Annotated in this window: 13 protein-coding genes and 1 tRNA gene; 4 read left to right on the top strand and 10 right to left on the bottom strand. The window is 54.1% G+C overall.

Going from position 1 to position 13,160, the window contains the following annotated elements:
• Position 1: 1 nt before the first annotated feature.
• The 9 genes from E9954_RS30825 to E9954_RS30785 all read right to left on the bottom strand — a co-directional run bounded on the left by E9954_RS30825 (position 2) and on the right by E9954_RS30785 (position 7,294).
• Positions 2-448: a hypothetical protein gene (locus E9954_RS30825; RefSeq protein ID WP_136083161.1), complete on the bottom strand. Its 447-nt coding sequence runs from the start codon at positions 446-448 to the stop codon at positions 2-4.
• A 630-nt stretch (positions 449-1,078) separates the two neighbouring features.
• Positions 1,079-1,411, bottom strand: a complete 333-nt coding sequence (locus E9954_RS30820) for a hypothetical protein (protein WP_136083160.1) — start codon at positions 1,409-1,411, stop codon at positions 1,079-1,081.
• Complete coding sequence (locus E9954_RS30815) at positions 1,401-1,961, bottom strand: hypothetical protein (protein WP_136083159.1); 561 nt, start codon at positions 1,959-1,961, stop codon at positions 1,401-1,403. The genes E9954_RS30820 and E9954_RS30815 overlap by 11 nt, the downstream gene beginning before the upstream one ends.
• A 71-nt stretch (positions 1,962-2,032) precedes the next feature.
• The gene (locus E9954_RS30810) at positions 2,033-4,036 is read right to left on the bottom strand and encodes a hypothetical protein (protein ID WP_136083158.1); all 2,004 of its coding nucleotides are present in this window, start codon (positions 4,034-4,036) and stop codon (positions 2,033-2,035) included.
• Positions 4,029-4,724: a hypothetical protein gene (locus E9954_RS30805; protein ID WP_136083157.1), complete on the bottom strand. Its 696-nt coding sequence runs from the start codon at positions 4,722-4,724 to the stop codon at positions 4,029-4,031. The genes E9954_RS30810 and E9954_RS30805 overlap by 8 nt, the downstream gene beginning before the upstream one ends.
• Before the next feature lie 2 nt (positions 4,725-4,726).
• Positions 4,727-5,443: a hypothetical protein gene (locus E9954_RS30800; protein WP_136083156.1), complete on the bottom strand. Its 717-nt coding sequence runs from the start codon at positions 5,441-5,443 to the stop codon at positions 4,727-4,729.
• 58 nt (positions 5,444-5,501) lie between these two features.
• Entirely contained in the window at positions 5,502-5,702 is a 201-nt protein-coding gene (locus E9954_RS34005; protein ID WP_168442715.1) for a helix-turn-helix domain-containing protein, read from the bottom strand.
• A gap of 211 nt (positions 5,703-5,913) precedes the next feature.
• Positions 5,914-6,969 (bottom strand): hypothetical protein, encoded by a 1,056-nt coding sequence (locus E9954_RS30790; RefSeq protein ID WP_136083154.1) that lies wholly within the window; start codon positions 6,967-6,969, stop codon positions 5,914-5,916.
• 250 nt (positions 6,970-7,219) lie between these two features.
• Positions 7,220-7,294, bottom strand: a tRNA-Thr gene (locus E9954_RS30785).
• A 191-nt stretch (positions 7,295-7,485) separates the two neighbouring features.
• On the opposite strand from E9954_RS30785, the gene E9954_RS30780 reads away from it, so the two are divergent.
• Positions 7,486-8,850: an FAD-dependent oxidoreductase gene (locus E9954_RS30780; RefSeq protein WP_168442714.1), complete on the top strand. Its 1,365-nt coding sequence runs from the start codon at positions 7,486-7,488 to the stop codon at positions 8,848-8,850.
• On the opposite strand, the gene E9954_RS30775 is transcribed toward E9954_RS30780, so the two are convergent.
• Positions 8,836-10,044, bottom strand: a complete 1,209-nt coding sequence (locus E9954_RS30775) for a polysaccharide pyruvyl transferase family protein (RefSeq protein ID WP_168442713.1) — start codon at positions 10,042-10,044, stop codon at positions 8,836-8,838. The genes E9954_RS30780 and E9954_RS30775 overlap by 15 nt on opposite strands.
• 72 nt (positions 10,045-10,116) lie before the next feature.
• Here E9954_RS30775 and E9954_RS30770 point away from each other — a divergent pair, with 72 nt between their 5' ends.
• The 3 genes from E9954_RS30770 to E9954_RS30760 are packed head-to-tail and all read left to right on the top strand — an operon-like array spanning position 10,117 to position 13,156.
• A complete protein-coding gene (locus tag E9954_RS30770) occupies positions 10,117-10,686 on the top strand; it encodes a Maf family nucleotide pyrophosphatase (RefSeq protein WP_136083151.1) in 570 nt (189 codons plus the stop codon).
• A gap of 53 nt (positions 10,687-10,739) precedes the next feature.
• Positions 10,740-12,269 carry a PAS domain-containing protein gene (locus E9954_RS30765; RefSeq protein WP_136083150.1) on the top strand — a complete coding sequence of 510 codons (1,530 nt, stop codon included), beginning with the start codon at positions 10,740-10,742 and terminating at the stop codon, positions 12,267-12,269.
• Positions 12,266-13,156, top strand: a complete 891-nt coding sequence (locus E9954_RS30760) for a hypothetical protein (protein ID WP_136083149.1) — start codon at positions 12,266-12,268, stop codon at positions 13,154-13,156. The genes E9954_RS30765 and E9954_RS30760 overlap by 4 nt, the downstream gene beginning before the upstream one ends.
• Positions 13,157-13,160: the final 4 nt, after the last annotated feature.

Below are 13,160 nucleotides of genomic sequence, written 5' to 3'. Positions count from 1 at the left end.
ACTACGCCGCGGCCTTCTGACGTTGCACATGGTCGATCATGAAGCTGCAATCAGCCCGGCTAAGATCGTACACCGTCTCGGCATACGCATAGCGTTGACGGATATCAGCGTCGAGATCCCGGGGCATGACGCCCCTGGACTTGGCGAGGTCCAACAGATAGGAAATCTGTTTGTTAGAAGCCTTTCCGTCCGGCTGATGTTGACGTGGACGCTGCTGGCGGCCCTGAGGCCGCTCTTCACGCCCAGATGACCGCTGGCCCGTCTGCCCACTGATTTCAGACTCAACGGACTGCTTCACCAATTCAAACGTGTCATGAATTTTATCCTGCAGTTCACGGGCCGAAGCTCCGGTTGGCAGCTCTACTTCCACACAGGCCATGAACGATTTCGAACTGTACTCCTGCTCGGCAGGCACCTTCTTTGAGTAGCTAGCATTCAACTTAATCACACTTACCTCCATAGGTTAATTTCACATTAAAAAGCCCCCTGGCATCAACCAGAGGGCCTGTCGGGGCAGTTGTATAACCAACCGCCTCCCATCTATTATTTATTCCCACTTTTCGAGCTGTTTTAACCTTTGGCATGGCCAACTCATACCCTTTTAGGCTTATGTGGCAATGGATATGGCGGGGATGGAGGGAAACGGCGGGATTGTGAGGGGAAACGCCAGTAACAGAGGGGAATTACGGAGGGGGAGCATGGGCACCTGACTCGTGAGGTCTGAGTGGCGGCCCCAAAACGAGTAATCAGCCTCTTGTACGTGAGTATTGCTATAACTTTTAAACCTTTATTATCTCCCGCTATACCCCCGCCATTATCCCTCCAAAAAATAGAAGGTTCCCCCCATCTCCCTCCAATCCCTCCATCAAAAGTTTGGTTAGAATCCACTTACCCAAGAGACTGAGATGCTATACACGACGGGGTTGTGGGGGTTAACCAAAACAATATTTATGAGGTTAAGTCATGGAGGGCATGGAGGGAGATGGCGGGGATAAGGCTCCAGATTCCGGGGGGCACGAGGGGGATGATGGCGGTGCCAACACCATCACCCCTCTGTTTAGCTTCCAGCGATGGGCATTTACAGCTGCATTATATCCAGCTCCTGAATCATCTTATTTAGCAACTCAAATACCGTGACGGGGTACGGGCGCTGCCTGAAGCCTTGTCCGAAGTAATCTCCGACTACGAGGTCGTACAAGTCATCCCCTTCACCGGGATCTAAGAGGCACTGCAAGGATTCGATAACCGACTGGTGGTAAAAGTCACGCTCCTCCTTACTCTTGGAAGATTTGGAAAGACAGATGAGATCACGCATCATGCTCTTCCATTTATCCAAAATGGCCTGATAAATTTCTTTCTCGGCCGTAAGCTCTTCAAACACCTCTGTAATCATCGTGTTGTTATCCGACATGACATACCTCCTGCACATCCAACATCGCGGACACAGGGGCTACCTCTGCGTCAGTGGCACCCTGAAGCCTTTGTGGTTCAGGCATCGGCAGCAGCGGAGCGAGCCTACCGGCATTCGCATTATATGCCTTCATACGCGATAGAACCTCGGCATAGTCCCAGATGGGGAAGCGAACGCTCATTGACAGGTGAATGTCCGGCGGTCCATTGAAATCGACGACATCCTCCTTCTCGTCGTAGAACTCACTTAGGTCATCGGCCAGCACACTGAACCTCCATTGATCACCGAATTCCGGATAGCCCATTACACGAAAATAGAACTCGTCCCTTTCCCGACCTGCCAACAGACAATTCAGAAAATCAGACACCTCATACTGCGGCATCATAATCCACACGACATCGCCGTTGTCCTTACCGTTATTGTTGTTCTCACACGACAACAGGGTGTAGATGTCGGCCTTCCACATTTCGAGGATGAGTTCGGCAATATGTTCATCGATATTTGCACTCCATTCTCCGTGTTCAATTACAACTTGCTTGTGTTCATACATGTTAAATCTCCTTCAATATTAATAAGTGGATGGCGGGTGCACACCACCGCGGTGTGCACCCGCCGGTTGATTTAGCTCAGCTTGGTTAGCTGGAACGCCTTTTGCGCGCGGTTACCCTTTCCGTCTCGCCTTGGCACCAAAACCTCGCTCTGAACGAATCTCAGGCCGTCTACGCGAACCTCAAGCTCTTTGTCCATGGCCTTCTTCAGTCTGCGTCCCATGGCTCGATTGAGCTTTTCCCGGGTATCCCGGCACACCTCAGGATCACAGTCGCCGCTGTACCCCGGGATCAGCTCCGGCTCGACCTCCAGCAGTTCATCGATCAGCTGACTGGTCGTATACTTTGTCTGTGGATCCAGAACAGGAACGAGCTTCCCCAGCACATTGCGCAGCCAAGTCAACTCCTTGGAGTCCATGCGGCGCTCTACCTTATCGTAGTCGGCCAGCATGTCGGCATAACCGAGGATGTCCTTTACACAGTAGCCTAGAACACCGGCCCAACGCCTAAATGAATGCCGGGTGTCCTTGGGACAGGGACGCCCCCGACGATCCCACTCCTTAATGACGTAGTACACCGCACCAAGGTAGTATTGGTAGTTGGCCCGCACATGCTGAACCAGGTCGCCTTCAGGGAATTCCCGGAAGACATAGTCATCACGCTTCAGGATCTTCACGATGGACGAACGACGCAGGAGGTCGGGTGTGAGCTCCGCTCGGTTGGACGTCATCATTATGAGGGCTCTACTCGGATCTACCTGTGTAGTCCTGCTGTACGCTGGCCGCGCGGCATACCGGTCACTTGTCAACAGCGACTCCAGGCGCTGGCTATCGATTTTACCGCGGGTATTATCCAAGCTTATCATCCGCGAGCCGTCAACAAGCGCCGTGTCCAGCGCCTCTTCAGCACCACCAATACCCGATCCCTTCTGAGCGATAACAGCGAGGTCCTCATTGTAGACGGCCGCAGTGATATCGTTGCGGTAAGATTTTCCGGCACCAGGAAGATCTGCCTCTGTAATTGCCATGACAGTCCGGCCACCAAGCAGTCCACCGAACACAAACCCACCTTCCAGGATCGAGGCAACTGCGCGTGCTTTGTCGCCCTTGGTCTCGAATTTGTAATCCGCCAGCAGAAAATCGATCCGCTCCCGCGCCTCCGTCAATGACGACGGCATGTCAACGGGCAGGCCGCCTGCCAGGATGCCTCCTGTATACTGCCCGCTATGAACTTCGATGAGTTTACCGTTTACATCAGTTGCAAGCACCGAACAGTTGAGCACAACCTTCAGCTCTTCCAGCTGATTGAACATGGCCGGACACGACAGGAGACTGGATGCCAGTGACGTAGAGACCTTGCATGGAACCAATACGGCTTCACCATCCTTTCCGGCTTTCTCGGTATGAGGAGCACAGAGCTCTTCAAACAGGGACACCGAACGTGTCTGCGTGACCGGATACAGCTCATACCGACTGCCGGTGAAGCACACTTCATCCACAACACGGCCTCGGCGGTAGATTTTTCCGGATGCGGCACACTGCGCACCGACAATCTCAGCAGCATCCTGAACCTGCCGGGAAGAGACTTGGGAACTGACAATGAGCATAGGACGGTCATCGACCAGTTGCGCTACCCAGCCATGATCCCGGGCAATACCCATCAGTCCTTCCAGCGGATCGAATTCGAACTCGCCTTCAGCCAGAGCCTCTTCCTCAAAACGGCCCCATTTCTCAAGGTTCTTGTCGACATCGTAGTTGCTCATGTCTGACTTCGACCATTCATCCCACAGTTCAGAGAAGGCGTAGGGGTCATCGAACAGCTTAATACCCAGATAAACCAGATACTTGGTTACCCTCCACCAGGGATCTTCGTCTGTGGCGGGGATAGCCTGAAGCATATCCACAATCACCGGGACGTCTTCATGATCGAGAGCGGGAACAGTCAGACTCTGGTTCGCCGCAGGGGGCAGTACAGGATCCGGCAGCTCAACAGAAGGTGCCTTTTGGCGAGATGGTTTAACCTCTGAAGATTCAAGCCACATGAGAGGTGCATCACACCCAATAAGTGTATTAGTCATTTGAGGCCTCCTTTACTTTAGAGGAGTCAATGCCAATACCTGTCATGCAGATGAAGCGGTCTTTTGAATAGACCTCGATGTCCAGCCGTTCACCTTCGATCTCCACAGTGACGTTGCCGTTGAGCTCGGGCTTTCCATACCCGAAGATATGGGCTCCGTCCCCCGATTTGGACTGTTCGCAGTACGTACCCTTGAATTTATCAAGAAGCACCGCAGCGATTGGATCACACTGCCCGTAGGCATCATAAATGTGATCGAGGTCGATGCAGAAGATCCCGTCGTCTTCAGACAGAGCGTAAGCAGGAGCAAAAGATTTCTTTACGCCATCCACCATCTGCTCATCATATTCGGGATTCCACTTCTCGGTCTTCACACTGCACATGTACAAAATGTCATCCCAAGTCCTCCAGGTTGAAGGATCACCGCATTTAGCACGCCCTTTCCATTTGGCAGGCACTTTATCGTACTTGCCCTTCTGCGCATTCCACGTCAGCTCAAACACCGTCCAGTTCGGTTTATCGCGAAGAACCTGCGGGATAAGTGACTGACTCCACCGGAGTGCCATACCTTTTAACTGGCGTGAAGCGCTGCCATAAACAGGATCTGTAATGCCATCATAAGCATTGGGGGCTACGCCCCCGTGCAATGTGGTCTTTCCGGCATCGGTACCATTCGTATTATCCATCACGATCAGCCCTCCTGTAGCTCTAGTGCTTTGAACTCTTCAGGAGCACCGATAGAATTCGCCAGCTGGAATCGAAACTCTGACACGGCTTCATCAAACCGGGTCAATATAGAATCACGATCCCCGACCATAGGCAGATATAGCGATTTTTCAGTTCCTCGATAGTTTTTGACCTTGGCATCAAGCTGAACCAAACCAGAACGAAATGTGGAAGCACTCAAAGTAAACAGCTCTTTGGGCTTGTGCTTCCCCCCTAGGAGAGGAGTTCTTATGGCATCACGGTACAAGCTTTCAGAGATCTTGATGATTTGGTCAAAAACCCCGTGGTAATTAGCCGCATCTTCCTCCGGCTCCTTTGGCAGCTTTTCTTTGTCGCAGTACAGCAGTGCGAAATACGTTATAGCCAACCTTAGCTTCTCATCCCGCTCCTTCAGAATGGAACAAATAGTCCTCTTATCCGAAACTGTTCTTAGCTCCCTAATGACATCAATGTAATCATCTCCGCTCTCCTTTTCAAAAAAAACGGTTGCGAGCTCAATGACCTCCTGGAGATTACCCTGGCTCATCTGAACAATGTTCATGCCGTCGGCAAGGGTTGACCAGAACAGCTTTTGAACCCATAATAGGTACCCTTGATGGGAGGCCCAAAATGGAGCTGCTAATTTGGCGGTGAATTCTATTGCGGATTCCTGATCCAGCACTTTATTTACAATTTTTTTCATTATCTTCCTTATTATATTATTTTTCCCTTACGGGTTTGAAATTTTACACATATGATTGTTAAATACTTGCAACGACATGCCTTTCAAAGAAGTCGTCCAGGTCGTCTTTGCTGAATAGCAATGTCCGACGGCCAACACGCGAATGGCGAATACGACCCTGCGAGACTAGCTCGCATAAATACCGACGGGAAATTCCCATATAATCGGCAGCAGCACTCGTCTTGAAGTAGCACGGATCTGGAGCACTAACCTTACTCATAAAAATCACCTCCAATCTGTTTTCCCGAACCCGCGTCATGCGGAATCGGTGGCGATGGAGGTGATTAGGGCGTTAGGAATGATAGGCGTCGTGTGATACCACAAAATTTATCAACCACACATTGCTCAACCAGCTTATATATCGATGGATACAAAAAAACCTGCCACAGTGTGGCAGGTATGATAATTCAGGGTATGTCACAAAATTAACGCTATCGTTCCTTTAAATACCTATTATACGTTTCATAGACGTATTTGGCTTCATTCTGCTTCATTATTACTTCCTCGATGATCCTGCGATCTGACCACCCCTCATAATTCGGATCAACTGTGATCGCGTCGAAAGCTTCGTAAAACCATTCTTGATGGGTCTTTTTAATTTCTGCTTTCTTTTGGGATGAACCAGTCATATATCGACCATATTGCAGATGTTCTAAGACAAGCGGTAGATCATCTGGATCAGGTAAAGGCGCTAGTATGCATTCTCCTCCAGAGCGAGTTGAAAGATGGATGACCCTTGGGTGGTTTAAGACAGAGGTAGCCACAACCCGCAAGTCGATCTCAATATTTAGAGATGACTCTATCGCGCCCCACCAATTACCAATTTCTGGTCGCCCATCCTTTTCGCCTGGAGTCAATAATACATCACGAATGGAGTGTATAGGTATATCAGGTATTTGGAACGACAGCTTGCTGTCTTTGCACCATTCGCTCCATGGATATTTCATTAGACACATACCAGAGTCTGGATCAATGCTTTGGCGTTGATTGGTGGGAAAATCGGCTTTGGCAACATCAAGTGCCAGCCAAGACATGGCTTTATGAAGTGGTGCATTGGGGAAAAAGAATACCAGTTTGATGCCAGTTGACATTTCTGCGATCAACTGTTGAAGCTCGTGCAGAGCCCAATACTCGACATCACCAGGTAGAGTCGATTCAACACTATCCCTGCTTTCTTTCTCGGCCAGAAGTTCTTTAACGACGGTATCAGGTCCTCTTTTGTTCAGATATTCAATTGCCGCTCCATGATCATCAACATGATCAATGTAATGAGCCCAATAATCATCAGCGCCGTATTCTTTAGCTAATGACTCCAGATCATAATATGTACAGAACTTCTCGCCCAAAGCACATACTACCAGATCGTATCCATGAATGGTCCTCTCATTCAGCAATGAGTTTAAATCCTCGTTTATTTGATGGGCACTTGTTTGGATACCCTGGAATACAGACCCAATCAGTAATGTATTTTCAAATTCTTTACTCATCTAACAACCTCACCTACTAAATTGATCAAAAAGAATCGTATACTATAGAAGATTGCTTTAACTGCGAAAAGCGCATCATGAGAGCCGTCTGAGGTTTTTTATACTTCTTCATGAGGAAATGCCCAATGCAACCTGAGATGCAACGCACTACCGACTTTTGGTTGCATTTAATGCCGCTACTGCACTAACTGGCCCCTCATTCAGACAAAAAGAAAGGCCTCGTAACTTATTAATTACGAGGCCTTTAGAGTGGAGCCGGCGGTCAGAGTCGAACTGACGACCAACGGATTACAAATCCGTTGCTCTGCCACTGAGCTACGCCGGCGGAGTTCCCTGCCAACAGAATACCTCTTGCTGGAAAAAGGAAGGGCGAATTATGCGAATATTGCGGCGGGAGTCAATCCCCGTGAGCGAGTATTTATTTCGGCCATGCGAAGTGAATTGGTGAATGTTTTTGCTTTCCGTTCCCGACCGAAATGGTACTGCTTCGATTGCTTTCACCCACAAGGAAATGGCATGCAAAAGAATACGGAAAAAACATGGCGCTGCTCGATCTGCGGCTACATCCACTATGGCGAAGAGGCCCCGGGTGCTTGCCCGATCTGCGATGCGAAGGCGGAGGATTTCAAGCAGATCGAGGTTGCGGTTCGGCCGGAGCGGCGTGATGCGGGGCGGGATCGGTTTGTGATTCTAGGCGGAGGCATTGCGGGGGTATCGGCGGCGGAGGCGATCCGCGAGCATGCCCCGCAGGCTGAGATTGCCTTGATTTCGAAGGAGCGGGAGCTCCCGTATCTTCGCCTGAACCTGACGCGTCTGCTGGCGGGGGAGTTTATGGAGAAAAACCTGCCGCTGCATTCGGAGGAGTGGTATTCGAAAAACAGGATTGATTGGCATAGGGGAATTTCAGCGGAGCGGCTGATCCTTGCTGAAAAGTCGGTCCAGCTTGACGATGGGCGGATGATGCAGTTCGACAAGCTGATCGTCGCGACCGGTTCCCAGCCTTTTGTCCCGCCGGTGCCGGGCATTGATCTTTCGAATGTTTTCACGGTCCGGACGGTGGAGGATGTCCGCCGGATTCTTGCGGCGGTGAAACCGGGCACCAACGTGGTGTGCATCGGCGGCGGCATCCTCGGGCTGGAAACGGCGGGTGCGCTGGCGAAGCAGGAGGCCAAGGTGACGGTGCTGGAGGCCTTCGACTACCTGATGCCGATGCAGCTGAATCCGGAGGGCAGCGATGTTTTGGGTGAACACCTGAAGACATTGAACATCGAGGTGGTGACGAATGCGATTGCGGACTGCATCATTGGCGATGGCCACGTTACGGGTGTGCACCTGAAGCGCGGCCAGCTCGTTCCCGCCGAGGTGGTGGTGGTGACCGCCGGCGACCGTGCCAACTCGACGCTGCTGGAGGAGGCGGGACTCACGGTTAAGAAGGGCGTATTGGTAGACAATTTCCTAAGCACAACGAATCCGGATATCTTTGCCGCCGGCGATGTGGCCGAACACGATGGCGTCCGCTACGGTTCCTGGGCGCCGGCGATGTATATGGGAAAGATTGCGGGCATGAATGCCGCCGGGGTTCCGACCGAGTTCGGAGGGATCCCGCGCTCGCACATGCTCAAGGTGCTGGGCAAACCGATGCTGAGCATTGGTGTTGTGAAGGCCACCGACGGAAGCTACCGCATGATCGAGGACCATGCCGACGGCGGTTACCGGATGTTCATGTTCCGCGATGGTCGTTTCGTGGGTTGCCTGCTGATCGGCAAGCTGAACTTGATGAAGCCGGTGCGCAAGGCCGTGCAGGCTCGTTTGGATATGAAAGAGATGCTGACCCCGGACACCACGGCCGAAGAGGTTGCGCAGCACCTAGCAACTCGCTAGCAGGCCGGCCAGCTTCTGCTTGGCTTCATCGAGGCGCTGGAGGAGCATTTCGTGCACGGCGGTGCTGACTTCCTCGAACTCTTCGCGGCTGTCGATGAGACGGTCGAGTTCGCTTTGCATATGGTCGAAATTGCATTCGTCGACGCTGCCGGCGGAGGTGTGGCCGAATGGCATGAGGAAATTATCCACCTTGCTTCCGCGGCTGATGCCAATGATCGGAACATGGAGCACCGAGGCGAGGATGAGCAGGTGCAGGCGGCTGCTGATGACGAGATCGAGCTTGCCGGCGATGGCCAGGATTTCGCGGGGGGTGCGCCGCCCGCCGACCACTGCGGAGTGGCGATGGTTCCTCATCCGTTCGCGCAGGTTTTCCATGAGCGGAGCGTCGGTGGAGTGGTTCATGGGCAGGAAGATGATGCGGTAGTCGCGGTCGGCCAGGCGATCGAGAAAGTCGATGAGTTCCTTTTCGTGCACGAGCTGGCGCTGGGCGGAGATGCACAGGCCGATTTTTCGGGCATTGGATTCAAGCACCTGCCGCGCTTCGCGCGTGAGAGTGATGCCGTTCCAGTCGGCGGGCGTGAGCAGTTCGGCGGAGTCGGCCCCGACGATGGCCCGGGGGACATCGCCGCAGGCGTGGACGGCGGCGAGGGTTTCGGGATCGCGCAAGACCACAAGGTCGCACCGGTTGAGCTCCGCGGCGATTTTTGCCCGGGCCCGGTCTTCGGCCTCCTTCTCGCGCCGCGCGACAAAGTCGATGCGTTTAAGGGTTAGCCAGGAGAGCATCGAGAGCAGGGCCCGGCGCTTTCCGGGCAGAATGCTGTAGATGTAGGGGTTGAGTTTGTCGTTCATGCCGACGCCCCAAACCACGGTCTTGGTTCCAACGCGATGGGCAATCTCCAGCATGCCGAGCGGGATTTCGGGATAGTCGGAAAGGCCGGTGGCGCCCGCCCAGACAAACACATCGGCCTTGGTGATGCAGTCCTCCATCTGTTGCTGGCTGAAGGGGGGCTTGAAACCGAACAGCGGAACGGTTTGCACGCCGAGGCGGGCCTCGGTTTCTGCAGGGTTGTCGGTGCTGACGGTGATGCGGCCCTGCGGGCATATCTCGCGGAAAATGCCCACGACGCACTCGAGGATGGCCTCGTCGCCAACATTGTTACGGCCGAACGGCACACCGCCCAACAGAATATCCACCACGTTCATGGTGGGAGTTATGCCATGCAGATCGGACTTTTAATAGTCCGCTTTCCAACATATTGTTTCCGGATGCAGAATTATCCAAACCTAGAAACCCTGGTGCTGGCCAGCGCGTCGCCGCGCCGCCGCGAACTTCTGTCCTCCCTGGGGGTCGAATTTTCCGTCGAGGTTCCACGGATCGATGAAACCGCCAGGGCCGGGGAGCCTCCGCGCGCGTTCGCGGAACGGTTGGCTGCCGAGAAGGCCGGCGCCATCGCCGCGCCCGCCGGCACGGTACTCGTTGCCGCCGACACGATCGTGGTTCACGAAGGAAGGATTCTGGGAAAACCGGAGGACGATGCCCATGCGTTCGAAATGCTTTCCGGCCTTTCGGGAAAAGCGCACGAAGTGGTTACAGGCGTCTGCGTGAAACGGGATGAACGCACGGAGCTCTTTTCCGTTGCGACCGAGGTTTTTTTCCGGGAACTGGAACCTTGCGAGATCAAGGCCTACATTGCCACGGGCTGCCCAATGGACAAGGCGGGGGCCTATGCGATCCAGGGCGGGGCGGCGCATATGGTGCGCGCAATCAACGGATCGTACACCAATGTGGTCGGGCTTCCCCTGTGCGAACTCCACGAGACACTCATTTCCTTTTGATTTAGGCATCGGATTAGCTTATTTTCGCTTTGTTTTGTAACTTGGAACTTTTGATGCCCAGACAACGAACCACCATCCTAAAAGCCGCGCGTTCCATGGCCCTTGCCGCAGGCATGGTTGCGACTGCCCGGGCGGGAACGCTTTCGGACTACCTCGGGGACTTGAGCTATCTGAAATCCGACACGGTGATTATTGCCCTGCTCGCCTCCACCGTCTTGTTGCTCATGGGGGTGTTGATTCGGTTGCGGCAGATGCGCGTTTCATTGGAACGAAAGTCGCTGGCGCTGGAAAAAAGCGAACGCCACATCCGCCTGATGGGCGACAACCTGCCCAATGTTACCATCTTCCAACTGGTGCAAACGCCGGAAGGGACGTTCAGGTTCACCTACCTCAGCAAGGGCTACGAACGGGCGCTGGGGTTCGACCGCGACCACGTGCTGCAGGATGCCCGGATTGCCTACGACCATGTCTACGAGGAAGATGTCTCCCTGCTGAAGCGCGCCTTCCTCCTGGGCAAGGAAAACATGGAGCCTGTGGATTTCGAGCTCCGCGTGCTGGACATCACGGGCAAATTGAAATGGCTCTATGTCAGCGCAGTCCCGCACATGGACCAAGGCATGCTCGTTTGGGATGGCTTCATGCAGGACGTCTCCACCAACAAGAACACCGAAGACGCCTTGGTGGAGGAAAACCGCAACTTCCAGAACCTGTTCGAAACGATCGACGATTTCCTGGTGGTGTGCGACATGAACGGCACGCTCATCCACACCAACCCCTCCGTCGTGAAGCGCCTGGGTTATTCCAGCAGGGAGCTCGGCGACATGAGCATCTTCGAACTCTACCCCGAAGAATCCCGGGTCGAGATCTACCAGGTGATTGCCCGCATGCAGACCGAACAGGCCACCACCTGCGGCCTGCCGTTGAAAATGAAAAGCAACGGCACCATCCCGGTTGAAATGAATATTTTCCAAGGCTCCTGGAAAAACAAGAAAGCCATCTTCGGGGTCGCGCGCGACATCGCCAACCGCCAGCGTACGGAAAGCGCCTTGCGCGAATCGCAGCAAATGCTCCAATTGATCATGGACACCATTCCCATGTCGGTCTTCTGGAAAGACAAGGATTCGGTCTACCTGGGCTGCAACAAGACCTTCACCCGGGAATGCGGCCTTGAATCCCTCGAAGACGTGGTGGGCAAAACCCCGTACGACCTGTTCGACCCCGCACTCGCCCCGCAGATCGTCAGCCGCGACCAAGACGTGATTGTCAACAACCAGCCGCTGTTCAACTATACCCAATCGCACACGCGCGCCGATGGAAGCATCGGATGGCGCGAAATCAGCAAGATTCCGTTGCGCAATGAAAACGGACGCGCCGTCGGCATCCTGGGCGTCTGGCGCGATGTCACCGAACAAAACCGGGCCGAGGAACGCCTGAAACGGACCCTGGAGGACATGGAACGATTCAACCAACTGATGCGGGGACGCGAACGCCGCACGCTTGAGCTGAAGGCCGAGATCAACAAACTGCTCAAGGAGCTGGGCGAACCCCAGAAATACAGGACAACCACGGATGACCTTTCATGAATGAAAAGCCGGTCAAGCGCCGCCTGAAGCGGTTTGCGTTTTCCGCCACGGCCTATGTGGCCGGAGTGGTTGCATTCTCCACATGGTCGTATGTCGAAAACCGGGAAACGCTGCTCCGGGACATCGATGAAAACCTGGCCAACGGGGCCTTTGCCATTCGGGAAATCCTCGGCAACGATTATACGCAGAGCCTGGAACTGGTCGGAAGCCCTGACTCCGCCGCCTACCGGGCCCTCCAGAAACAACTGGGCCGTTTCGCAAACAACGGCGGCTTCAACGTGGTCGGCGCGGTGGTCCGGAAAAGCCCGGGCTCCTATTCGTTGATTGCCGGCACTGCGGATAAGGAACCGGGACTCGACGCCACCAAGGCCGTCGATGCCGTGCCTCACAACATCCGCGAGCTGGTGCTCGACCTCGCAACCGCCTCGGACGAACACGGGCTCACCTTGCTGACGACCGACCACTCCCGCTACGGCCGGCTGCGGATCGCGGCGTTCTACAAGGGAACCACCAACGGAACCGGAATTGCCTACATGGTTGCACGCAAGGTGGACCATGCGAACAGCATGTTGCGCGAGCAAGCCATTCGGAAGGCGGCCTCCGGCCTGTTCCTGCTGCTCATGGCCGTCCCCCTGGTGCTGTTGTATAACCAGGCCCAGCTGCGGGCATCCAAGGAACTCGCAGTCCTGAACTCCCAGCTCAAACAGGATGTCGAGGGGCGCAAGGAACGCGAAAGCGAACTCCAGGATGCCATCCACGACCTCGAACGATTCAACGCCGTGACCGCCGGCAGGGAAAACCGCATCATCGAACTCAAGGCGGAAGTCAACGAGTTGCTCCAGCAGGTGAACCGGCCTCAGCGCTACAACATCGACAAGGCCGACTGACCCC

Source organism: Pontiella desulfatans, from assembly GCF_900890425.1.
Classification (GTDB): domain Bacteria; phylum Verrucomicrobiota; class Kiritimatiellia; order Kiritimatiellales; family Pontiellaceae; genus Pontiella; species Pontiella desulfatans.
The sequence above is the reverse complement of the archived record's forward strand: the minus strand, read 5'-3'. Positions and strand labels throughout refer to the sequence as shown.